Raw genomic sequence first — 22493 nt, 5'->3', positions numbered from 1 at the left:
AGGTCTGCCTTTCGTCGGGTCGGCCGCCGCGGGCGCGGACGCGTGCGGGGTCAGTGGGGTCGCTGGAGGAGTCGTCCCTTCGGTGCGGTGAACCGGCCGTCCGCGACGACGCGTTCGCCGCGCAGCCAGGTGGACCTGACGACGCCGCTGAGGGTGCGGCCCGCGTACGCCGTGACGCGGTTGCGGTGCTGGAGGGCGGCCGGGTCCACGGTGAAGGTCTCGTCGGGCGCGAGGACCGCGAAGTCGGCGTCCCGGCCGACGGCGATGGCGCCCTTGCGGTCGTCGAGGCCGACGAGTCGGGCGGTGCGCGTGGACATCCAGCGCACGACGTCCTCCAGTGCGTGGCCCCGCCGGCGGGCCTCGGTCCAGACGGCGGGCAGGCTGAGCTGGAGGCCGGAGATGCCGCCCCACGCCGTGGCGAAGTCGGCCGTCTTGAGGTCGGCCGTGGACGGGGAGTGGTCGGTGACGACGCAGTCGATGGTGCCGTCCGCGAGCGCCTCCCAGAGCAGGTCCTGGTTGGCGGCCTCCCGGATGGGCGGGCAGCACTTGAACTCGCTGGCGCCGTCGGGCACTTCCTCGGCGGTCAGGGTGAGGTAGTGCGGGCAGGTCTCGACGGTGACGCGGACGCCCTCGGCGCGGGCGGCGCGGATCAGCGGCAGCGCGTCGGACGACGACAGGTGCAGGACGTGCACGCGCGCGTGGAGGCGTTTCGCCTCGGCGAGGAGGGTGGCGACGGCGGTGTCCTCGGCGCCGCGGGGGCGGCTGGCGAGGAAGTCGGCGTACCGGGGGCCGCCCCGCTGCGGGGCGGCGGCGAGGTGGCCGGGGTCCTCGGCGTGCGCGATGAGCAGGCCGCCGAAGCCCGCGATCTCGGCGAGGGAGCGGGCGAGCTGCTCCCGCCCGAGGTGCGGGAACTCGTCCACGCCGGACGGTGACAGGAACGCCTTGAAGCCGAAGACCCCGGCCTCGTGCAGCGGGCGCAGGTCCGCCGTGTTGTCGGGCAGGGCGCCGCCCCAGAAGCCGACGTCGACGTGCGCCTTGGCGGCGGCGGTCTCCTGCTTGACGCGGAGGGCGGCGACGGTCGTCGTCGGCGGGAGGGAGTTGAGCGGCATGTCGACGAGGGTGGTGACGCCTCCGGCGGCGGCTGCGCGGGTGGCGGTCCAGAAGCCCTCCCACTCGGTGCGGCCGGGGTCGTTGACGTGGACGTGGGTGTCGACCAGGCCGGGCAGCAGGACGTCGTCGCCGAGGTCCTCACAGCGGGCGCCGGACGGGACCGGGGCGTCGTAGGGCGCGACGGCCGTGATGCTGCCGCCGGTCACCGCGACGGAGGCGGGCCGGGTCCCCTCGGGGGTGAGGACGCGCGTCGAGCGCAGCACCAGTTCAGCGTCGGACACCCGGGCCCCTTTCGCGACTTCGCGGATCGACTGGGCGAATCGTCTTGGCGAATCGACTTGGCGGCTTGACTTGGCGGCTTGACTTCCGCTTAACGGAATTCAACTTTCTGTTGAGGGAGTCTCACCTCCCGGCCTGTCGCCGTCAAGGGGCACACTTTCCACCGTGCGCCACACGCCAGGTCCTGGATTTTTTCCGCAGAGTGGAATTAGAATTCCGCAAAGCCTGTCAGTCCGAAAGGAACGCGCCGTGCCGACCAGCGCCAGCACCACCGACTCCGGCAAGTCCGCCAGCGGTGGCGTCCAGTCCCTTGAGCGCGCCTTCGACCTGTTGGAACGGATGGCGGACGCGGGCGGCGAGGTCGGCCTGAGCGAGCTGTCCGCGAGCAGCGGGCTCCCGCTGCCCACCATCCACCGCCTGATGCGCACCCTGGTCACCTGCGGCTACGTCCGCCAGCAGCCCAACCGCCGCTACGCGCTCGGCCCGCGCCTCATCCGCCTCGGGGAGTCCGCCTCCCGGCTCCTGGGCACCTGGGCGCGCCCTTATCTCGCCCGGCTGGTCGAGGAGACCGGCGAGACGGCGAACATGGCGCTGCTCGACGGCGACGAGGTCGTCTACGTGGCCCAGGTGCCGTCCAAGCACTCGATGCGGATGTTCACCGAGGTCGGCCGACGCGTCCTGCCGCACTCCACCGGCGTCGGCAAGGCCCTGCTGGCGGGTCTCACGCCGGACGAGGTCCGCGCCCTGCTGGCCCGCACCGGGATGCCCGCGGCCACCGAGAAGACGATCACCACGCCGGACGGCTTCCTCGCGGCGCTGGCGGACGTCCGGCGCCTCGGCTACGCGGTGGACGACAACGAGCAGGAGATCGGGGTGCGCTGCCTCGCGGTGCCGGTGCCGGACTCCCCCACCGCGGCGGCGATCTCCATCTCCGGCCCCGCGGGAAGGGTCACCGAGACGGCGACGGAACGGATCGTGCCGGTACTCCAGCAGGTGGCGGCGGAACTCTCCCAGGCGCTGACGACGCCGGGCACCCCGGCGAACTGACGCCTTGCGGAGCCGGTCGGCCCGCGTCAGCCGCGCGGCGGCTCGCCGAACAGCTCCACCGCTTCCCGCACCTGGGTGAGCCCCTTCGCCAGGGCGCTCACCGAGCCGATGGCGCCCGCGATGAGCAGCAGGGAGCGGCGCAGCCGGGGGATCTCGGGGGCGCCGCCGGAGGTCATCGAGGCGAGGGCGGCGAGTTCCTCCTCGGCGATGGCCCGGTCCGGGAACTCGGCCGGGTGTGCGGCGAGTTCACGGCGTAACCGGGAGACGGCGGTCCGCAGTCCAGCCACCCTCGGGTCCTCGTCGCTGCCGGTCACTCGCTTCTGCCCCAAGCTCCGCAACACAGCTCTCCCCCCTCGCACGCCAGGTGCGCGGTTGTGTTCGTCGCCCCGGACCCTCCCGGCCCCATGACTCCCCGGCCCGGTGACGCGGGCCAGTAAACGCCTTCCCGGGTGGATGCGCCACCGCGCGGACTGAAATTCAGCCCCCGGACGTCCGGAAGTCGACATGCCGTCAGGTATGCAGGACGTATGACCGAAAAAACTGAAGTCGGCGCCGTCGCCGGACTGCTGCTCGCCGCGGGGGGCGGACGGCGGCTCGGCGGACACCCCAAGGCCCTGCTGACGCACCGCGGGCGCCCGCTCGTGGAGCACGCGGTGGGCGTGTTGCGCGCGGCGGGGTGCGCGCGCGTGCACGTGGTCCTGGGGGCGCACGCCGACGCCGTACGCGAGCAGGCGACCGGACTGGCCGACTGTGTGCTGGTGGAGAACCCGAGGTGGGAGCAGGGTATGGGCGGTTCGCTGCTCGCGGGCCTGGAGTCACTCGTCGGGACGGAGGCGCGGGCGGCGCTGGTGCTGCTGGTGGACCAGCCCGGCATCGGGGCGGAGGCGGTGGCACGGGTGCGGGCCGCGTACCGGGACGAGTCGTCGCTGGCGTCGGCGGCGTACGACGGCGTGCGCGGCCATCCGGTCCTGCTCGGGGCGGCCCACTGGGCGGGCGTCGCCGGGGCCGCGAGCGGCGATCGCGGGGCGCGTGACTACCTCCGGGAGCGGGAAAGCGCTGTCACGCTGATCGAGTGCGGGGATGTGGCACGCCCGTACGACATCGACACCGAGGCCGACCTGGGCCACCTGGAGTGAGCGGGACCGCGCCGGGCGCCGCGGTGCCTCGACCCGGAGAATCTCGACATCAACAAACCATTGAAGTTCCACGATGAGGAAACTACTATCCACCGCCCAGGGTCTGTTCAGAGGCAGGCAGCCACACTCGCTGAAGGAAGTGACAGCTGATGTCCGCACCAGCGCCCTCCCCGCTGGCCATCGTCGACGCCGAGCCCCTGCCCCGGCAGGAGGAGGTCCTCACGGACGCGGCACTCGCCTTCGTGGCGGAGCTGCACCGCAGGTTCACGCCCCGGCGTGACGAACTCCTCGCCCGCCGCGCCGCGCGCCGCACCGAGATCGCCCGCACCTCCACCCTGGACTTCCTCCCCGAGACCGCCGCGATCCGCGCGGACGACTCCTGGCGGGTCGCCCCGGCCCCCGCCGCCCTGAACGACCGCAGGGTGGAGATCACCGGCCCCACCGACCGCAAGATGACGATCAACGCGCTCAACTCCGGCGCCAGGGTGTGGCTCGCGGACTTCGAGGACGCCTCCTCGCCCACCTGGGAAAACGTGGTCGGCGGCCAGCTCAGCCTGATCGACGCCTACACCCGCCGCATCGACTTCACCGACGAGCGCTCCGGGAAGTCGTACGCCCTGCGCCCGGACGCCGAACTCGCCACGGTCGTCATGCGCCCGCGCGGCTGGCACCTGGACGAGCGCCACCTCCAGCTGGACGGCACCCCGCTCCCCGGCGCCCTGGTCGACTTCGGCCTGTACTTCTTCCACAACGCGCGGCGCCTCCTCGACCTGGGCAAGGGCCCGTACTTCTACCTCCCGAAGACGGAGTCGCACCTGGAGGCGCGGCTCTGGAACGATGTGTTCGTCTTCGCGCAGGACCACCTCGGCATCCCCCGGGGCACCGTCCGCGCCACGGTCCTGATCGAGACGATCACGGCCGCGTACGAGATGGAGGAGATCCTCTACGAGCTGCGCGACCACGCCTCCGGGCTGAACGCGGGCCGCTGGGACTACCTGTTCTCCCTCGTGAAGAACTTCCGGGACGGCGGCCCGAGGTTCGTCCTGCCGGACCGCAACGCGGTCACGATGACGGCCCCGTTCATGCGGGCGTACACCGAACTCCTCGTCCGCACCTGCCACCGGCGCGGCGCGCACGCGATCGGCGGCATGGCGGCGTTCATCCCGTCGCGGCGGGACGCGGAGGTCAACAAGGTCGCCTTCGAGAAGGTCCGCGCCGACAAGGACCGCGAGGCGGACGACGGCTTCGACGGCTCCTGGGTCGCCCACCCCGACCTGGTGCCGATCGCCATGGAGTCCTTCGACCGGGTGCTGGGCGACAAGCCCCACCAGAAGGACCGGCTCCGCGAGGACGTCCACGTCGAGGCGGCCGACCTGATCGCCGTCGACTCCCTCGACGCCCGGCCGACGTACGCGGGCCTGGTCAACGCCGTGCAGGTCGGCATCCGCTACATCGAGGCGTGGCTGCGCGGTCTCGGCGCGGTCGCCATCTTCAACCTCATGGAGGACGCGGCCACCGCCGAGATCTCCCGCTCCCAGATCTGGCAGTGGATCAACGCGGGCGTCGTCCTCGACAACGGCGAGACGGTCACCGCGGACCTGGCCCGCCAGGTCGCGGCGACGGAGCTGGCGGCCATCCGGGCGGAGCTGGGCGAGGAGCCGTTCACCACGGGGAACTGGCAGCAGGCCCACGACCTGCTGCTGAGGGTCGCCCTCGACGAGGACTACGCCGACTTCCTGACACTCCCGGCGTACGAGCAGCTCAAGGGCTAGGCCGTGGCGCGGCCGGTCACTCCAGGTGGACCGACCAGTCCTGTTCCGCGGCCGGTCGGCCGTGCAGGTCGGGGACCCGCTTGAGCCAGTCCGGCCGCCCGCGCCGGGTCCGCGCCGCGCGCTGGGCCTCCTCGGCGGCGACCTCCTCCCGGGTGGGGAAGCCGGTCGGCAGCCAGGCCGCGGAGGCGCGCACACGCGCGTGGAGGTAGCCCACGTACGCCTCCCGGACGGCGTCCGGCGTGGCGAAGTCCGCCTCCTCGGCCAGCCAGGCGTCCGGCACCTCGGCGACCACCGCGCGCAGCAGCTCCTCGGTCACCTCCGGCGCCAGCTCGGCGTCGGCGGCGCGCAGGTCGGGGCCGTACTGGCCCAGGGCGTGGTGCCGGAAGTCGTACACCTTCCCCGGCGCCGAGAGGTCCCAGCGGTGGTGGAAGACGAGCGCCGCGCCGTGGTCGATCAGCCACAGCCGGGGCGGGGCGGCCCCGGCGGTGGGCCACACCATCAGGTTGGAGCTGTGGACCGTGCGGTCCACGTTCACCGTCAGGGCGTCCAGCCAGACGACCCGCCCCGCCTCCACCGGATCGACCGGGAACGTCTCGGCGACCTCGGGCGTGAAGTCGCGCGCACCCGGCAGCCAGTCCATCCCGAGGTTGACCCCCGCGCTGGCGCCGTGCAGGTCCCGCACCTCCTGGTGCGGCTCGTCCGCGGCGATCGCCGGGTCGAAGTGCACCAGCACCAGCTCCGGGAACCGCAGCCCCAGCGCCCGCGCCAGCTCCCCGACGATCACCTCGGCGACCAGTGCCTTGTGCCCCTGCGCGGAGCCGGTGAACTTCACGACGTACATGCCGAGGTCGTCGGCCTCGACGATCCCGGGCACGGAGCCGCCGGAGCGGAGGGGTTCGACGTACCGGGTCGCGGTGACCTCTCTCAACATCTTCCAAGGCCCCGTAGCTCGATTGCCTTACATTTCACGGCACGCTCCCACGCGGTGCGATCCAGGGGATCCTCCCCGCTCAGCGCTGGGGAGACTCCGCGGAGTTCCTGCCGGCGTACTCGTCCCTCGTTCTCCCCGGTTCGTCCGCCCGTGGCGGTGCGCCGCCTGCTTCCGGCCTCCGGCATGAGGTGAGCATAGTGACCAGACGTGACAGCCGGGGAGGAGACCCGGACCACCGTGCCGGCGGCACCGTGGCGTCCCCCGCCTCCAGCATGACCGAGGCGCTCCTTCGGCGCCCTCGGCCGGCGCACGGACCTCGCGCGCACGGGGTTCCGGGCGAGCCGCTCGTCGTCGACGGCTGCCGCCGGGATGCCCGGCAGCTCAGACGGGACGCCACGCCGGTAGTCGACGGGAGAGACCGTGGCCGCCAGCTTGGCCGTGTGCGCGCGAGGTTCGGCCGCCGTGCTCTTCCGGGGCGGGAGTTCTCACCGACGCGGAACGATGTGAAGGCGCGCGCCGCGCTCCTGGTCCTCCGGGGTCTCGGGAACACCGCTGGTACCCGGCGCCCGGTGCGAGGCGACGTAGTCGGCCGGCGCGATGGATCCGTCGCGCGGGTCCACGGGCTCCCCGGCGTGTGTGGAGGAAGAGCGAGGTACTCGGACGCGTCCTTCACGTAGAGGAACGCGGCACGTCGGATGACGGTCGGGAACGGCCCCCGAGGGGCGGGTATGGCGGCTCAACGACCGTTCGGCGTCACACCCGCCCCTCGTCGACGGCGACGACGCGGATCCGCGTCGTGAGAAGCCGTCAGTGGAGCACGTCGTCCACCGTCACTTCGCGAGGAAGTCGCGCAGCGCGGTGTTGACCTCTTCGGCGTGGGTCCAGAGCAGGCCGTGCGGCGCTCCCTCGACCTCGACGTAGTCGGCCTCGGGGAATGCCTCGTGGAAGCGGCGCCCGGTGGCGTCGATCGGGAGGATGTTGTCCTTCGTCCCGTGCAGGATCAGTGCGGGCCTGCCGCTCGCGCGGACCGCCTCGACATCGTCGCGGAAGTCCTCGATCCATGCCGGTACCACGGCGTACGCGGCCACGGGAGCGCTGCTGATCGCGACGTTCCAGCTGCCGGTCACGACCTCCTCGCTGATACGCGTGCCGAGGTTCTCGTCGAGGTTGTAGAAGTCCGCGTAGAACTGCTTGTACCAGGCGTACCGATCCGCCTTCGCGGTCGCGGCGATGCCGTCGAAGACCTCCTGCGGCACGCCGTCGGGGTTGTCGTCGCGGGCGACGAGGAACGGTTCGAGCGAGGCGAGGAAGGCGAGCTTCGCGACACGCTCATGACCGTAGCGACGCACGTAGCGAGCGAGTTCCCCGGTGCCCATCGAGAAACCCACGAGGACGACGTCGTTCAGGTCCAGGGTCTCAAGGACCGTGTTCAGGTCGGCGGCGAAGGTGTCGTAGTCGTAACCGGAGTTCACCTTCGACGACTGGCCGAAGCCCCGACGGTCATAGGTGATGACCCGATAGCCCTGGGCGAGCAGCTCGCGCGTCTGACGTTCCCAGCTGTGCCCGTTCAGGGGGTAGCCGTGGATCAGGACGACCGGCTGTCCGGAGCCCTGGTCCTCGTAGTAGAGCTCGACCGGCGTGCTGTTCTCCGTGCCGACGGTGATGTAACCCATGTCTTCTTCCCTTCCGGGCCGGCGCGGACGCCGGCCGACATCATGCGTGTGAAGTCTCGGTGGTAACGGGGGGTGGATCGAGGTCGCGGCTCCGCGTCGGCCTGCGGCGGGGCGCGAATTCCACCCAGCGGGTTCAACCGGTCCGGCCTCCTCCCGCGGTCGCTGCGTGGAAGGCAGGGCGACGCATATCGTGGGGAGTTCGCCCGTAGGTTTCCTGAGGCACGGCTGCTGCGGGCTCAGCCCTGTGAACGGGCCGACTCCATGAGGGCTCCGAGGCCCTGGTCACACCAGCCGCGGCACGATCATCCCACCCCTGACCAGCAGTTACGGGAGACCGCTAAGGACGGTGACTCGGCCGCCATTACCGGGGTCGGGATCGGGAACGATCGATTCTGGATCGACGAGGTAGACGTCGTGACCATTCAGCGTCAGTCGGCGTGCGACTTCCAGCAGCATACGCCGCGCAACGTCGTCGATCGAATGGACCCTTGTCAGGTCCAGGGCCACCCTGACGTCCGAAGGTGAAATGCCCTCGGCTTCCTGGGAGATTCTCTCCGCGCCGGCGAAGCCGATGCCGCCCTGCAGTTGCAGGACCCGGAGCGCCTCCGGTCCATCGCCGACGACGTGGTGGGACCGCACGACGGCCCGCGATGCGGCGGGGACCTCCATCACATGCAGACCCATGTCCGAAGAGAACCGCTCGAACAGTGACACCCCGCGAACACTGTTCCCGTGTCTGTCCAGCCGTGGAGAGAACGTGGCAATACCGATCTGCCCGGGTAGCGCGCCGATCAGGCCCCCGGCCACCCCGCTCTTCGCCGGGATGCCGACCTGGGTCGCCCAGTCACCGGCGGCGTCATACATTCCACAGCTGAACATGACGCTCAGCACCTGACGTACCACCGCTTCCGGCACCACCTGCTCACCCGAGAGAGGGTTCTTCCCCCGGTTGGCCAACGTCGCGGCCATCATGGCCAGATCTCGTGTGGTGACGAGCACGGAACACTGGCGGACATAGCCGTCCACGATGGATCTGGGATCGTCGGTGAGGACGTCATGACTGCGGAGCATGTGCGCGATGGCGAGGTTGCGGTGCGCGTTCTCCATCTCTGACGCGCATACCGAGTCATCCGTCCGCAGCTGACGACCCGCGAAAGCCGAGAGACCTCGGAGTACGCGTTGCGCACGCTCCGTCGGCGTCAGTTCCTCCGCGCCGGTCAGTGAGTGCACAGTGATCGCGCCGGCATTGATCATGGGATTGAGGGGGCGTCCGGTGTCGCTTTCGAGGGAGATCTCGTTGAACGCCTCTCCGGACGGCTCGACACCGACCTTGGCGAGCACCGGGGCGAATCCGCGGTCAGACAGAGCCAGCGCGTACGCGAACGGCTTGGAGATCGATTGAATGGTGAACTCGATATCGATATCGCCCGCGCCGTAGACCTCTCCGCCGGTCATGGCAAAAGCCACTCCGAGGCGCTCGGGGTCCGCCATTGCCAGCTCGGGAATGTATGCCGCCAGGGCTCCGGACGTATCCGACCTCACATCTCCCAGCACCTCGGCCAAGTAGTCGGGAATGATCGGCCGCATTCGTCCTCCATGCACAATCGAAATCCTCACGCTGCGCGAGCCGCCGGGCGCGCCCCCCATCGGGCTGCGACTGACAGCATTTCACGGTCACATTGTCGACGCGGTCAGGGAGACGACCTCACGCTTGCACGAGTGCGGCGATCACTCGTGGATATCCATCGCGTTCAACGCTTTCGTCGTGTCGGGGTGCGGTGGCGTCGCTCGTGACGACCGTCCCGGGCGACCTAGGCGAGTTCTCCGCCGACCGGGCCCCGTGTGTCGTCGTCCTCCAGCGGTTCCCACGCAGACGATCAGAGGGTCCCGTGAGCCGGGCGCCGGAGACGCCGCAGCAAGCGCACCGGGTTCGCTGACGTGTGGTCGTACCCACCACGTCGGCATCTAGTTGACATGTAAACCAGAGCGGTGTAAAAGTTTACATGTCAACTAGATCGGCGGAGGTGGCGTGGGGAACCAGGCGGATGGGGAAGGCAGCGGTGAGTCGACCGCGACATGGCCGTCCTACACCCGGACCGACATCGCCGGCGATCTGGTCGCACTGATCGAGCACCTCGGCGGTCCCGCGGTGCTGGTCGGCCACTCCATCTCCGGCGGTGCCGCGACGATCGCCGCCGCCAAGGCGCCGACGCTCGTGAGCGCCGTCGTCGAACTGGCGCCGTTCACCCGCAAGGTGGAGTTCTCGCTGAGCGCCCTGGGCCTGTCCCGCTACCGCAGGGGCGCGTCGGCGATCTCGGCCGTCGCGGTGCTTGGCAGCCGTAGGCAGTGGCGGAAGTACCTGGAGATCGCGACGCCGGAACCGCGTCCGGCGGACTGGGCCGCGAGCCTGGAGCGCACCGACGCGATGCTGCGCGAGCCGGGCCGTATGAAGGCGCTGCGGAAGCAGATGAACAGCGCTGCCGACGCCGGTGCCCAGCTCGGTCACGTGCGCTGCCCGGTCCTGGTCGTCATGGGCACCCTCGATCCCGACTGGGGTGACCCGAAGGCCGAGGGAGAGGCCATCGTGGCCGCGCTGCCGGAGGGCGTCGGCCGGCTCGAGATGCTCCCGGGGGCCGGCCACTACCCGCACGTCCAGTTCCCCTCGGACGTGGTCGGCCTGGTGCGCTCGTTCCTGGGGAGGGCCGGTGCCTAGGGCCGGACTCGACCGGGCCACGGTCGTCGCGGCCGCGTCCGAACTCGCCGACGAGGTCGGCCTCGCCGGGTTGACCATGGTCCTGCTGGCCAAGCGAGTCGGCGTGCGGACACCGTCGCTGTACAAGCACGTCGATTCGCTGGACGCCCTCCAGCGGGGCGTCGGCCTCCAGGCCGTCCGCGACATCGGCGCCGTCCTGGCCCGGGCCGCCGTCGGCCGGTCCGCTCCGGACGCCGTCCGGGCGATCGCCCAGACGTACCGAAAGTGGGCCCTCGACCACCCCGGCCGGTACGCCGCCAGCATCCGCGTCCCGCCCCCCGAGGACGAGGAGTACCAGGCCGCGGCCCAGGAAACGGTGCAGGTCCTGTTCGACGCGGTCGCGGGCTTCGGGCTGACCGACGAGCGCGCCATCGACGCGGTCCGAGCCCTGCGCACCGTCATCCACGGCATCGTCGGCCTGGAAGGCGACAACGCCTTCCAGATGGAGCGCGACCCCGCCGACAGCTACCAGTTCATCGTCGACACGCTCATCAGCGGTATGCGGGCGGAGGCCGCCAACGGGGGACCCGACGCCGCGCCGCTCCATGCCGGAGAGGGGCCGTTACCCGGGCCGCCGACTCCCGGAACCGCAGCGCCACCGCTCCAGGGCTGAGGTTCCTGACCGAGGCGGTCGGCTGGACGGCCACCCCGCGGGTGCTGGACCCGCCTCGACCCACCGGTGGCGATCCCCGGCGCGGCGATGTCCCTGCCCGTGCTCCTTTGCTCGTGCTCCTTGGGGAAGCACCCCATGACCCGCTTCCGGTCCTGCGTGACAAGGTGGCCGACCGACCTCGTCGAGCCCTTCGCGGACGCGCCCGTTTCCCCGGGACGCGGGCGCATCGGGCTCCGCGTCCCCCGGGCAGGTGACTGCGGACCGGTCAGTCGGGCTGCTTCTCGAGGTGCTCCAGGACATGGGCCGAGATCCTGGCGAGGGTGGCGAGCTCGTCCTTCGTCAGGGCGTCGATGAACAGTCGGCGGACGTGCTCGACGTGCAGGGGCGCGGCGTCCTCGATCGCCTGGTAGCCGGCCGGGGTGGCGACGATGAAGGCTCCGCGCCCGTCGTCGGGGCACTCCTCCTTGGCCACCAGGCCACGCTTCACCATCCGTCCGACCTGGTGGGACATGCGGCTCTTCTCCCACTCCACCAGCTTGGTCAGGTCCATGAAGCGCATCCGCCCCCCGGCTTCGGTGAGCTTGGCCAGCACGATGAAGTCGGAGGCGGACATCCGGGAGTCGGCCTGGACGTTGCGGGAAAGGCGTCCGATGAGCTTCTCCTGCATGCGGATGAAACCGTCCCAGGCAGCCTGCTCCTCCCGGGTCAGCCAGCGAGGTGATGCGTTCATGGAGCGAGCCTAACGAGATCTTCGGGAGCTCATCCATACCGCCGACCGCGGCTGGTGACGATGGCTGTCCGGATCACGCAGGCGTCGGGGCGTCGGGGGCGTTCTTCGCGGGTTGCGGTTCGTGACGCCGGTCACGGAAGACGGTCCGAGCCGAGGCGCGCCCGGGCCGACGGCCCGGTCGTCGCGCTACGGCCGGGGGTTGCGAGGACGGTCCGCGGGGCGGGCAGCCGACGAGGGTGACCGACCGCGAGCGGCGAACGTCTCCGGGGCGGTCGGGTTCACGGACACCGACCCGCCCGACCCGCCCGATCCGCCCGACCCGCCAGATCCGCCCAATTCGCCCGATCCGCCCGATCCGCCGGACCAGGCTCACAGGTCGCCCGCGGCGCGGACGCCCCGCCGCGGCATTAAGTTGATACATCAACCGAGCCGGGGTAGCGTGGAGACCTCGCCGACGGGGACCCGTCGAGCGAGTGGTGGCGGGCCCCAAGGAGGACACATGGCAGTCGAGGTCAGCGACGCTCCCGAGGCGAAGCGCTACGAGGCCCGCGTCGACGGGGAATCCGAGCCCGCGGGCATCGCGCAGTACATCCGCACGACGGAGCTCATCGCGTTCGTGCACACCGAGGTCGAGCCGCGGTACGAGGGCAGGGGAGTGGGGTCCGCGCTGGCCCGCACCGCGCTCGACGAGGCACGCGCGGCGGAGCTGCGGGTGCTCGCCACCTGCCCCTTCATCGCGGGCTGGATCGCCCGGCACCCCGAGTACCAGGACCTGCTGTACCAGTCCCGCAGCAAGGTCAGTGACTGAGATGACGCGTACAGCGAGGACGGAGGCGGGCATGAGCCGCGAATCCGAGCAGAGGGCGTACGAGGCAGCGTCGATCACGGTGACCTTCGAGGCCAGGCGCTGTCTGCACGCCGCCGAATGCGTCCACGGCCTGCCCGAGGTGTTCGACCCGACGAAGCGTCCCTGGATCCAGCCGGACAACGCCACGGCCGATCAGCTGGCCGAAGTGGTGCGGCGCTGCCCCTCGGGCGTCCTGCAGTACACACGCGCCGACGGCGGGGCGGAGACACCCGACCGGCCCACCACGATCACCCGCGGTCTCACCGGTGAGCTGATCGTGCGCGGCGAGCTGCGTGTGGACACACCGCAGGGCCCGCAGGCCGAGACCCGAGCCGTGCTGTGCGGCTGTGGACAGAGCCGCCTGCAGCCCTACTGCGACCACGCGGGGCCCTGCGGCCGGTGAGGCCGCCGTACCCGCGTGGTGCCCTCGCAGGACCGTGACCAACTCCGCTCCCCCGGTGTCGAACCGGTCGCCTACGGCGAGGGCTTGGTCGACCGCGTTCGAGCGCTCTCTGCCCAGGGCGTCGACGCGGTCCTCGACGCGTGCGGCCGCGGTGAGATCCCGGACTCGATCGCGCTCGCCGGTGGCCCGGCACGCGTCCTCCCCCGCGTGGCCCATCGCCGCAGGCCCCGCCGCTCGGTCGTCCCAGACGGGCATCTCATGAGGTGCGCATGGCACCGAAGCGGGTGTCGAAGGCGACGAAGCGTAGTTCCGAGGTGTAGCGGCGGCCTTCGTCGTCGGTGAGCCAGGTCTGCTCCGGGGTGGGGAGCATCTCCGTGATCGTGACCGTGCCGTGCGGGTCCTTGCGGGCGAGGCGGCGGAGGGCCTTGGCGAGGATGGTGACGTAGACCGGGCTGTCGAAGTCGACGTAGAAGGGGCGGGACTCGGTCGGGGAGACGACGAAGACGTAGCGGGGCAGGTCGTGGCGGGCGCGCCACTGCCGGGCCTGGACGAAGCGGCGGGCCTCGTCCTTGGCGTCGGCGAAGGGGGCGTCCGCGGCGGGCAGGCGCCAGGTCTCGCGGGCGATGACCAGGCGGTCGACGGTGACGCGCGGGGTGTGCGCGGCGGCGGGCAGGAACTGGCACAGGTCCATCGACAGCGTGGTCAGGACGTGCGCGAAGACGTCCACCGCCGGGAAGACCGCGCCGTCCGGGAGGCGGACGACGAGGGCGCCGTCGTGTTCCTCGACGACGGCGTCGGCGCTGCGGACGGCCCGGGGGTGGGCGGGGTCGGCGGTGAAGTCGGTGAGGGCGACCTGGTAGTCCTCGGGCCGCACCAGCGTCTGCCGGACCCGGGTGGAGAGGCGGGCTCGGTGTTCCTTGGGGATCACGGGGAGCAGGCGTGGGCCGGGGTGGTCGCGGTCGGTGAGGGCGAACAGCTCCTCGACCGCCGGGTGCTGGTGGGTGAAGAGCGAGGCCGCCAGCGTGTTCGAGGCCAGGTGGAGTTCGCCGAGGACGAGGGTGAGGTCACCGCGCGCGGCGGCCTCCGGGCCGTCGGCGGCGATCATGATGTCCGGGCTGAGGTAGCGGGCGGCGGTCCAGCCACCGCCGCTGTCGCCGAACTCCCGGCGTACGGCCTCCTCGACGTCGGCCGAGCGGGCGTGCACGCGGCGGGCTCCCTCCGGGACCGCGAGGACGCGCTGCCAGCGGGCGGCGAACTCCCGTTGCAGGTCCGCCGCGGCGGCGCGGGCGGTGCCGTGCAGGACCGGCAGGCACCCGAACCAGAAGGAGGCCAGGTCCACCGGGCCGTCGGCGGCGAGCCGGTCGTACACCGTACGGGCCTCGGCCGCGACGGTGGCGGCCAGCCGGGCGGTGAGCCAGCCCGCGCTGTCCATCACCGGGCGCAGCGGGGACAGCGCGTCGAGGACGGCGGGGCCGAGGCGGGCGGTGGCGGAGCGCCGGGTGTCGGAGTAGACGAGGGCGCGGCAGGGCGCCGTGGACGCGGACTTCTCCCGGACGGCGGCGGTGTCGGTCAGGTCCGTGAAGTCGCGTTCCAGCTCCTGGAGCGCGGCGACGAGGGTGTCCGCGTCGGTGGCGGCGGCGACCTTCGCCCGGCCCTCCTCCAGGCGGTCCAGGGCGGCGAGCGCGCGCTGCCGGGGGCCCGGTTCGCCGACCGTGTCCAGCCAGGCGCGCAGGGCGCGGTCGGGGTGGGTGCCCGCGGGGACCTCCAGGCGCCAGGTCACCCAGCGGCGGGCGACCAGGTCGGCCAGGACCGCGGGGACGTCGGTGCCGGGCAGGGCGGCGGCGATGTCGCGGGCCCGGTGGACGCCGTCGCAGCGGGTGAGGACGGCGGCCGTCCCGGCGTCCACGGTCGTCGGGCGGCGGCCGGGTACCCGCACCAGGTCGCCGTCCACCGCGACGAACGGCACCCGGCGCGGGGCGGTCCAGTCACGCAGCGCCGGGTCCGCGTCCAGGAGCTTCGCCAGGGCGTCGATGCCCCAACTGGCCCAGTAGACGGTGGAGTCGGCGATCAGGCCGGACCCGGTGTCGACCGCGGCGCCGGACGCCTCGGCGTCCCAGTGGCCCCAGCCGACCGGGCCGAAGAAGCCGATGGTGTCGTTCTTCACGCAGAACCGCTGCCAGTAGTGGGCGACGAGTTCCTCGCGCTGGCGGGGCATACTGCTGCGCGCGTCCACGCCCGGCGTCCAGCGCAGGAACGGGGCGATGCCGGAGGTGAGCACGGGCCGGTTCTGCCAGGCCACCGCCTGCCGGAAGGCCGGGGTGCGGGCGATGTCCTGGAGGACGTGGGCGGTCTCCACGGCCGCCGTGGCCAGCTCCTCGGTGAAGCCGTCCCACTCGGGGCCGGCCAGCGGGGTGCCGGGGCCGAACTTGTCGGCGGCCTCGGCGAGTCCGGGCGGGGCCAGGCGCAGCACGCCGTCGGCGGGGAAGCCCGGCCCGCGCAGCGCGAACTGCTGCCACAGCCGCCAGCGGCCGAGGGACGGGGCGAGGTCGTCGGTCATCGCGGCACTCCTTGACGGGCGCGGAAGGGGATGGGGGGTGGGGCGGGGGTGGCGGGCGCTCCGGTTCCCCGGCCCCGTACGGGTCAGGGGGGCGGGGCCGGGAACCGGTGGGGCGTGCCGCCGTGGCGGGTCAGGCGCGGCCGTAGTCGGCGTCGACGACCTCGGCGAGGTCGCGGGGCGTCGGGTAGGCGAAGACCAGGGAGACCGGGATGTCGTCGGCGCCGAGGAGTTCCTGGAGGCGGCCGGTGATCTGGAAGGCGGTCAGGGAGTCGCCGCCCGCCTCGTAGAAGTCGGTGTCCGCGGTGAGGTCGGCCAGGTCCAGCACGTCGCGGAAGACGTCGACGAGCAGGTCGAGGGTGCTGACGGCGGTGGCGGTGTTCTCGGTCATGGCGTGGGCTCCTCGGCGGTGGTGGGTGGGTGGGTGGTGCGGGGTGAGCAGGCGGGCGGCGGTGTTGCCGCCCGAGACGATGGCCACGGCGGGTCCACGGCGGCCGGCGCGCAGCGCCCCGGCCAGGGCGACGGCCCCGCTGGGTTCGGCGTCGACGCCGTGGCGGCGCAGCAGGGTGGTGGCGGCGAGGATCTCGGCCTCGCCGACGGCGACCAGGTCGTCGACCCGGTCGCGGATGACGGGGTAGGTGGTGTGTCCGGGGCACTGGCCGCGCAGGCCGTCCGCGACGGTGGCGCTCGGCGGCAGCGTGACGGGGTGTCCGGCGGCGAGGGAGCGGGCGTAGCGCGGGGTGAGGGCGGGTTCGACGCCGACCACGCGGACGGGGTGGTCCGCGGCGGCGAGGCAGACACCGGCGAGGAGGCCGCCGCCGCCGACCGGGACGTACACCGTCTCGGCGTGGGGGGCGTCGGCGAGGACTTCGAGGCCGACCGTGCCCTGCCCGGCGACCACCAGGGGGTGGTCGGAGGAGGGGACGAGGGCGGCGCCGGTCGCGTCGGCGAGGGCCCGGGCGCGTTCCTCGCGTTCGGCCACTCCCCCGCCCACCCGGACCGTCTCGGCGCCCAGCGCCTGGATGGCGGCGGCCTTGGCGGGCGCGGAGCCCGCCGCGAGGACGACGGTCAGCCGCAGGCCGAGGGTGCGGGCGAGCCGGGCGAGGGCGATGCCGTGGTTGCCGGACGAGCCGGTGACGACGTGCCGGGCGCCGAGGGCGAGGACCGCGTTGGCGGCCCCGCGCGTCTTGAACGAGCCGCCGAGCTGGCGGTGTTCGGCCTTGAGCAGCAGGTGGGGACCGCAGGCGGCGGTCACCGGGCCGGGCAGCAGCGGGGTGCGGACGGTGTACGGGGCGATGCGGGCGGCGGCGGTGGCGAGGTCGGCGGGGCGGGGCGGGCCGAGGAGGCGCGCCGGGGGCGCGGGCGGGCCGGGGCGGTGGCTGGTGGTGGTGGGCGTGCTCATGCGGGGCTTCCGGCGACCAGGCGGCGGCGGTCGGCCTTGCCGCCGCGGGTGGTGGGCAGGGTGGTGTGGCGGTGGAAGTGGCGCGGCAGGAGGTGCGGCGGCAGGGTGCGGAGCAGATGGGAGCGGAGGGCGGCGTCGGTGGTGACGGGGTCGCCGGTGAGGTGGGCGGCCAGGTAGGCGCGGCCCCGGTCGTCGGTGTGCGCGGTGACGACGGCGCCGGTGACGCCGGGGTGGGTGAGCAGGGCGCCCTCGATCTCGGCGGGGTCCACGCGGTAGCCGCGGATCTTGACCTGGCGGTCGCCACGGCCCTCGTAGCGCAGGCCCTCGGGGCTCCACCGGCCGAGGTCGCCGGTGCGGTAGAGGCGGGAGCCGGGTGGGCCGTAGGGGTCGGGGACGAAGCTGGCGGCGGTGCGGGCCGGGAGGCCGCCGTAGCCGCGGGCGACGCCGGTGCCGCCGATGTACACCTCGCCCACGGTGCCGTCGGGGACGGGCGTGAGGTCGGGGCCGAGGACGCGCACGACGGCGCCGGTCCGGGGCGGGCCGACGACGTCGTGGGCCGGGTCGGGGTCGGCGGGGACGTCGTGGCGGGTGGTCGTCATGGTGCACTCGGTCGGGCCGTACTGGTTGACGAGGCGGCCGGGGACGAGGCGGCGCCCGCCGGAGGCGAGGAAGGGGCGCAGGGACTCGCCGCTGGAGGCGACGAGGGCGACGCCGGTCAGCGGGTCGGGCAGGTCGCGCTGGGCCGCCAGGTGGGTGAGGAAGGACGGGGTGACGCTGAGCAGGGCGGTGACGCGGTGCTCGCGCACGGTACGGGCGAACTCGGCGGGGCGCAGCAGCCGGGCGCGTTCGACGAGGACGAGGCGGGCTCCGGCCAGCAGGGGCGCGAAGGTGTCGCGGATCGAGGCGTCGTAGCCGAGCGGCGCGGTCTGCAGGGCGACGGTGTGCGGGCCCAGGCCGAGGGCGTGGGCGGTGTCGCGCAGGTAGCCGTCGAGGGCGTGGTGCTCGACGAGGACGGGGCTCGGTTCGCCGGTGCTGCCCGAGGTGTGGCTGACGTAGGCGAGCGCCCGGGGTTCGACGGGCCGCGGCGGCGGGTCCCCGGCGGGGGCCGGGCGGTCCAGGGAGAGGACGGGGAGGCCGAGGTCGAGGGTGCGGGCGTGGGCGGGGGTGGTCAGCAGGAGGCGGGCGCCCGCGGTGCGGACGAAGGACGCCAGCCGGTCGCGGGGCTGGCCCACGTCCAGGGTGAGGAAGGCGGCGCCGCGGCGCAGGACGGCGGCGATGGCGGCGACCGCGTCCCGGCCGTGCTCGACGGCGACGGCGCACACGGTCTCCGGGCCGACGCCGTGGGCGTGCAGCAGGCGGGTCAGCTCGGTGACGCGGGCGTCGAGCTGGCCGTAGGTCACCGTGCCGTCGGGGGTGTCCAGGGCGATCCGCTCCGGATGCCGGGCGGCGTGCTCGGCGAGGTCGTCGGCGAGGGTGCGCATCACCGCTCCTCACCGGAGCGGACGGTCTGGTCGACGGCCACGAACCGGAGCTCGGAGGTGTAGCGCCGCCCCTCGGCGTCGGTGAGCCACGCCTGTTCGGGGGTGGGCAGCATCTCGCTGACCTTCAGCCGGGCCCCGGGGTCCTTGCGGGCGAGGCGGCGGGCGGCCTTGGCGAGGATGGTCGTGTACACGGGGCTGTCGAAGTCGACGTAGAACGGGCGGGGTTCGGTCGGGGAGACGACGAAGACGAAGCGCGGCAGGTCGTGGCGGCGCTGCCAGTGCCGGGCCCGGACGAACCGCGCGGCCTCCGACTTCTCGTCGGCGAAGTCGGCCTCGCCGACCGGGAGGTTCCAGGTCTCGCGGGCGAGGGTCATGCGGTCGACGGTGACGCGCGGGGTGTGCTCGCCCTCGGGGCGCAGGGTGAAGCGGTCCATCACCCGCTGGGTGAGGGTGTTGGCGTAGACGTCGAGGAGGTCGTAGCGGGTCCCGTCGGGCAGGACGGCGGTCAGCCTGCCGTCGCCGTCCTCGACCAGGACGTCGGCGCTGAGCACGGTGCGCGGGCGGTGCGGGTCCCCGGTCTGGTCGACGAGGGCGACGTAGTGGTCCTCGTCGCGGTCGAGTGCGGGGCGGCTGCGGGTGGACCACTTCTGGGGCAGTTCCTTGGGGAGCATCGGCAGCAGGCGGGGGCCGGGGAAGTCACGGGTGGTCTCCGCCAGCAGCTCGTCGCGGTCGGGGTGCTGGTGGACGAAGAGGGAGGCGCCCATGGTGTTCAGGGCGCAGTGCATCTCGCCGAGGACCAGCTGGACGTCGCCGCGGGCCAGGGCCGCCGCGTCGTCCGCGACGACCAGGACGTCGGGGCTGATGTAGCGGGCCAGGGACCAGCCGTCGCCGGGTTCCTCGAACTCCGCGCGGACCCGGTCGGCGAGGTCGGCGGTGGTCAGCCGGACGCTGCGCGCGCCGGGCGGGATGGCGAGCAGGCGGGTCCACTTGGCGCGGAGTTCGGCCTGGACGGCGTCGATGAGGTCGCCCGCCTCGGGGTGCGGGGAGGGCAGGGTGTGCAGCCACAGGGTGGCGAGGTCCACGGGGGCGCCGGCCGCGGCGAGCCGGTCGTACACGGTGCGCAGGCGGGCGCGGATGCCGTCGGCGAAGCGGTTGGTCATCCAGCGGGCGGCGGTCAGGCAGAGCTGGAGAGGCTCCAGGTGGGCGAGGAGGCCGGGCCCGGCGGTGGCGGTGGCGGCGCGGCGCGTGTCGGAGTAGACGAGGCCCCGGCAGGGCGCGGTACGGGCGCCCTTGGCGCGCTGCGCCTCGGCGTCGGTGAGGGCGGCGAAGTCGGCCTCCAGGGCGCCGATCGCCGCGGTCAGCGCCTCGGCGTCGTCGCCCGCGGCGCGCACGGCGTCGCGGCGCTCCTCCAGGACGGTCAGCTTGGCCAGCGCGCGGTCGCGGGCCGCCGCGTCGGGGACGCGCTCCAGGATGGCGCGCAGGGCGCGGTCGGGGTGGGTGGCCGCGGGCACCTCCAGGCGCCACTGGGCCCAGCGGCGCCGTACCAGCTCCCGGACGCACCCGGTGACCTCCTCGACCGGCAGGTCCAGTTCCGTGGCGATCGCGGCCACCGGCCGGGTGCCGTCGCACAGGTCGAGGACGGCCGCCTCGCGTTCCCCGACCGGCTGCGCGGGGCGGCCGGGCACCCGTACGGTCCCGTCGGCGGCGCGGACGATGGAGACGCGGCGCGGCGGGACGCAGCGCATCAGGTCGGCGTCCTCGGCCAGCACCTTGGCCAGGGCGTCGATCGCCCAGCCGGAGAAGTAGACCTCGCCCGCGGCGAGGAAGCCCTCCCCGGGGGTGGTGGCGACGGCGTCCGGCGCGGCGAGGTCCCAGTGGCCCCAGCCGACCGGGCCGAAGAAGCCGATGGTGTCGTTCTTCACGCAGAACCGCTGCCAGTAGTGGGCGACGAGTTCCTCGCGCTGGCGGGGCATACTGCTGCGCGCGTCCACGCCCGGCGTCCAGCGCAGGAACGGGGCGATGCCGGTGCGCAGGACGGCGGGGTTCTGCCAGGCGAGGGCCGCCTGGAAGCGGGGGCGGGCGGCGACCTGCTGGAGGTGGCGGGCGGTGTGCACGGCCGCCGTGGCCAGCTCCTCGGTGAAGCCGTCCCACTCGGGGCCGGCCAGCGGGGTGCCGGGGCCGAACTTGTCGGCGGCCTCGGCGAGTCCGGGCGGGGCCAGGCGCAGCACGCCGTCGGCGGGGAAGCCCGGCCCGCGCAGCGCGAACTGCTGCCACAGCCGCCAGCCTCCGCCCGGCAACAGGACAGGTGCGTGCTCGTCCGACATCGCGTGCTCCTTCCGTGGAACGGGGGGTACGGGGAGGCGACCGGCCCTGGGACGGACGGTGGCCCGTCCCGGGTGTGCCGGGTTCTCCGGCCGGACAGCACCGTCCCGCGCGGCGGGGGCGTGCCGACAGAGAAGATCCGGCAGCAACGCGCGCCGCGGGTTCGGCGCGTTCGTCCCTGACCTCGGCCGGGGTCCCGGGGGCACGCTGTCGGCGTCGGTCGCGACCTGCGGCCGGTCGCACTCACCCGCGGGAGGTTCACCGTGACGCAACCCGACTTCGCGAACGGCGCGGACGCCGAGGAGGTCCGCACGGGCACCGACGAGGAGTACCTCGTGGTGCGCAACGACGAGGAGCAGTACTCGATCTGGCGGGCGGACCGCGAACTCCCCGCGGGCTGGCACCCGGAGGGGACGCGCGGCGGCAGGCAGGCGTGCCTGGACCACATCGACGTGGTCTGGACGGACATGCGTCCGCTCAGCCTGCGGCGGCGGCTGGCCGGGGCAGATGCCTGAGGGACACCCGGGGCTGCTGCCGGGCCCGTCGGCCCACGACCCGCCGGTGGCGCCGTCCGGGGCCCCGGAGCCGTCCCCGGTCCTGCCGGAACGGCTGTGCCCGGCCGTCCTCGACCTGTCCGGGCTCGACCTGTCCGGGGTACGGGCGCGGGCGCCGGTGCCCCGGGCCCTGCGCGGCCCGCTGGAGTTGTACCTGGCCCGGGTCGGCGAGCAGGACGGCGCGGCGCTGCGGCAGGCCGGGACGGTCCTGGACGCCGAGGAGCGGGCCCGCGCCCGCGCCTTCCGGCACGACCGCGACCGGGACGCCTACGTCGTCGCCCACGCGGCGCTGCGGGGCGTGCTGAGCGTCGTGCTCGGGATGCGCGCCGAGGCGCTGCCGCTGGCGCGGGAACCGTGCGCGGGCTGCGGCGGTCCGCACGGGCGTCCCGTGGTGCGCACGCCCGGGGTGCACTTCTCGCTGTCGCACAGCGGCGGCCTGGTGCTGGTGGCGCTCGCCCCGGCGCCGGTGGGTGTGGACGTGGAGGAGCTGGCCACCGCCCAGGCGGTGCTCAGCGCGCAGTCCGCGCTGCACCCGGCGGAGGCGGACGAGCTGGCGCGGCTGCCCGGCTACGGGCGTCCGGCCGCGTTCACCCAGGCCTGGGTGCGCAAGGAGGCGTACCTCAAGGCGCTGGGCACGGGGCTGGTGCGCGACCCGGCGCTGGACTACCTGGGCACGGGACCGGCGCCGACCGACCCCGCGCCGGGGTGGGCGGTCCGGGACGTCGTCGTCCCGGCGGGGTACGCGGCGGCCGTGGCCCGGCGCGCCCCCTGACCGCCCGCGGGACGGAACACGACAGCGCGGCGGGGACCGGTGGGAGTGCCCCCCGCGCCCCCCCCCCGGGGCGGGGGGGGGGGGGGCGGGGGGCAAGGCCAGCGCGGGGGCGGGG

19 protein-coding genes and 1 pseudogene are annotated in these 22493 nt (G+C 73.5%); 10 read left to right on the top strand and 10 right to left on the bottom strand.

Annotated features, from left to right (window positions below; translation table 11 throughout):
* Positions 1–50: 50 nt before the first annotated feature.
* A complete protein-coding gene (allB, locus tag ABZ659_RS30690) occupies positions 51–1391 on the bottom strand; it encodes an allantoinase AllB (protein WP_360226359.1) in 1341 nt (446 codons plus the stop codon).
* Positions 1392–1638: 247 nt separating this feature from the next.
* Here allB and ABZ659_RS30685 point away from each other — a divergent pair, with 247 nt between their 5' ends.
* Positions 1639–2436, top strand: coding sequence for an IclR family transcriptional regulator (locus ABZ659_RS30685; RefSeq protein WP_360226356.1), 798 nt, complete (start codon positions 1639–1641; stop codon positions 2434–2436).
* Between the two features lie 26 nt (positions 2437–2462).
* On the opposite strand, the gene ABZ659_RS30680 is transcribed toward ABZ659_RS30685, so the two are convergent.
* Positions 2463–2750, bottom strand: a complete 288-nt coding sequence (locus ABZ659_RS30680; protein ID WP_360226439.1) for a DUF5955 family protein — start codon at positions 2748–2750, stop codon at positions 2463–2465.
* Positions 2751–2963: 213 nt separating this feature from the next.
* On the opposite strand from ABZ659_RS30680, the gene ABZ659_RS30675 reads away from it, so the two are divergent.
* Together ABZ659_RS30675 and aceB are read left to right on the top strand one after the other, a co-directional pair.
* Positions 2964–3572, top strand: coding sequence for a nucleotidyltransferase family protein (locus ABZ659_RS30675; protein WP_360226353.1), 609 nt, complete (start codon positions 2964–2966; stop codon positions 3570–3572).
* Positions 3573–3721: 149 nt separating this feature from the next.
* The gene (gene aceB / locus ABZ659_RS30670; protein ID WP_360226350.1) at positions 3722–5344 is read left to right on the top strand and encodes a malate synthase A; all 1623 of its coding nucleotides are present in this window, start codon (positions 3722–3724) and stop codon (positions 5342–5344) included.
* 16 nt (positions 5345–5360) lie between these two features.
* Here aceB and ABZ659_RS30665 read toward each other — a convergent pair whose 3' ends face one another.
* From ABZ659_RS30665 to ABZ659_RS30655, 3 genes are all read right to left on the bottom strand, one after another.
* Positions 5361–6275: a HipA family kinase gene (locus tag ABZ659_RS30665; RefSeq protein ID WP_360226347.1), complete on the bottom strand. Its 915-nt coding sequence runs from the start codon at positions 6273–6275 to the stop codon at positions 5361–5363.
* A gap of 830 nt (positions 6276–7105) precedes the next feature.
* On the bottom strand, positions 7106–7948 hold the full coding sequence (locus ABZ659_RS30660) for an alpha/beta hydrolase (protein WP_360226344.1): 843 nt from the start codon (positions 7946–7948) through the stop codon (positions 7106–7108).
* Positions 7949–8272: 324 nt separating this feature from the next.
* Positions 8273–9535: a glutaminase gene (locus tag ABZ659_RS30655; RefSeq protein WP_360226341.1), complete on the bottom strand. Its 1263-nt coding sequence runs from the start codon at positions 9533–9535 to the stop codon at positions 8273–8275.
* A gap of 442 nt (positions 9536–9977) precedes the next feature.
* Here ABZ659_RS30655 and ABZ659_RS30650 point away from each other — a divergent pair, with 442 nt between their 5' ends.
* Both ABZ659_RS30650 and ABZ659_RS30645 read left to right on the top strand, forming a co-directional pair.
* A complete protein-coding gene (locus tag ABZ659_RS30650; protein ID WP_360226338.1) occupies positions 9978–10661 on the top strand; it encodes an alpha/beta hydrolase in 684 nt (227 codons plus the stop codon).
* A complete protein-coding gene (locus ABZ659_RS30645; RefSeq protein ID WP_360226335.1) occupies positions 10654–11313 on the top strand; it encodes a WHG domain-containing protein in 660 nt (219 codons plus the stop codon). Before ABZ659_RS30650 ends, ABZ659_RS30645 begins: the two co-directional genes overlap by 8 nt.
* A gap of 265 nt (positions 11314–11578) precedes the next feature.
* On the opposite strand, the gene ABZ659_RS30640 is transcribed toward ABZ659_RS30645, so the two are convergent.
* Complete coding sequence (locus ABZ659_RS30640) at positions 11579–12043, bottom strand: MarR family transcriptional regulator (RefSeq protein ID WP_360226332.1); 465 nt, start codon at positions 12041–12043, stop codon at positions 11579–11581.
* Positions 12044–12542: 499 nt separating this feature from the next.
* Between ABZ659_RS30640 and ABZ659_RS30635 the strand changes: the two genes are divergently transcribed.
* The 3 genes and pseudogenes from ABZ659_RS30635 to ABZ659_RS30625 form a co-directional block, all read left to right on the top strand.
* A complete protein-coding gene (locus tag ABZ659_RS30635; protein ID WP_360226329.1) occupies positions 12543–12851 on the top strand; it encodes a GNAT family N-acetyltransferase in 309 nt (102 codons plus the stop codon).
* A 31-nt stretch (positions 12852–12882) separates the two neighbouring features.
* Complete coding sequence (locus ABZ659_RS30630; RefSeq protein WP_360226326.1) at positions 12883–13293, top strand: (4Fe-4S)-binding protein; 411 nt, start codon at positions 12883–12885, stop codon at positions 13291–13293.
* A 36-nt stretch (positions 13294–13329) separates the two neighbouring features.
* Positions 13330–13494 (top strand): annotated as a pseudogene (locus ABZ659_RS30625) (NADP-dependent oxidoreductase); the annotation flags it as partial.
* A 55-nt stretch (positions 13495–13549) separates the two neighbouring features.
* On the opposite strand, the gene ABZ659_RS30620 reads toward ABZ659_RS30625, so the two are convergent.
* From ABZ659_RS30620 to ABZ659_RS30605, 4 genes are all read right to left on the bottom strand, one after another.
* Positions 13550–15850: a lantibiotic dehydratase gene (locus ABZ659_RS30620; RefSeq protein ID WP_360226323.1), complete on the bottom strand. Its 2301-nt coding sequence runs from the start codon at positions 15848–15850 to the stop codon at positions 13550–13552.
* A 130-nt stretch (positions 15851–15980) separates the two neighbouring features.
* The gene (locus ABZ659_RS30615; protein ID WP_360226320.1) at positions 15981–17249 is read right to left on the bottom strand and encodes a pyridoxal-phosphate dependent enzyme; all 1269 of its coding nucleotides are present in this window, start codon (positions 17247–17249) and stop codon (positions 15981–15983) included.
* Complete coding sequence (locus ABZ659_RS30610) at positions 17246–18730, bottom strand: amino acid adenylation domain-containing protein (RefSeq protein WP_360226317.1); 1485 nt, start codon at positions 18728–18730, stop codon at positions 17246–17248. Before ABZ659_RS30610 ends, ABZ659_RS30615 begins: the two co-directional genes overlap by 4 nt.
* Complete coding sequence (locus ABZ659_RS30605) at positions 18730–21054, bottom strand: lantibiotic dehydratase (protein WP_360226314.1); 2325 nt, start codon at positions 21052–21054, stop codon at positions 18730–18732. Before ABZ659_RS30605 ends, ABZ659_RS30610 begins: the two co-directional genes overlap by 1 nt.
* A gap of 261 nt (positions 21055–21315) precedes the next feature.
* On the opposite strand from ABZ659_RS30605, the gene ABZ659_RS30600 reads away from it, so the two are divergent.
* Complete coding sequence (locus ABZ659_RS30600) at positions 21316–21567, top strand: MbtH family NRPS accessory protein (protein ID WP_360226311.1); 252 nt, start codon at positions 21316–21318, stop codon at positions 21565–21567.
* Positions 21560–22378, top strand: a complete 819-nt coding sequence (locus ABZ659_RS30595; protein WP_360226308.1) for a 4'-phosphopantetheinyl transferase superfamily protein — start codon at positions 21560–21562, stop codon at positions 22376–22378. Before ABZ659_RS30600 ends, ABZ659_RS30595 begins: the two co-directional genes overlap by 8 nt.
* The last annotated feature ends 115 nt before the right edge of the window (positions 22379–22493 follow it).

Origin of the sequence: Streptomyces sp. NPDC006997 (genome assembly GCF_040635175.1) — a bacterium.
In the GTDB taxonomy this organism is placed as follows: Bacteria; Actinomycetota; Actinomycetes; order Streptomycetales; family Streptomycetaceae; genus Streptomyces.
Note: the sequence above shows the minus strand (reverse complement) of the source record. Positions and strands in the feature narration are given on the sequence as shown.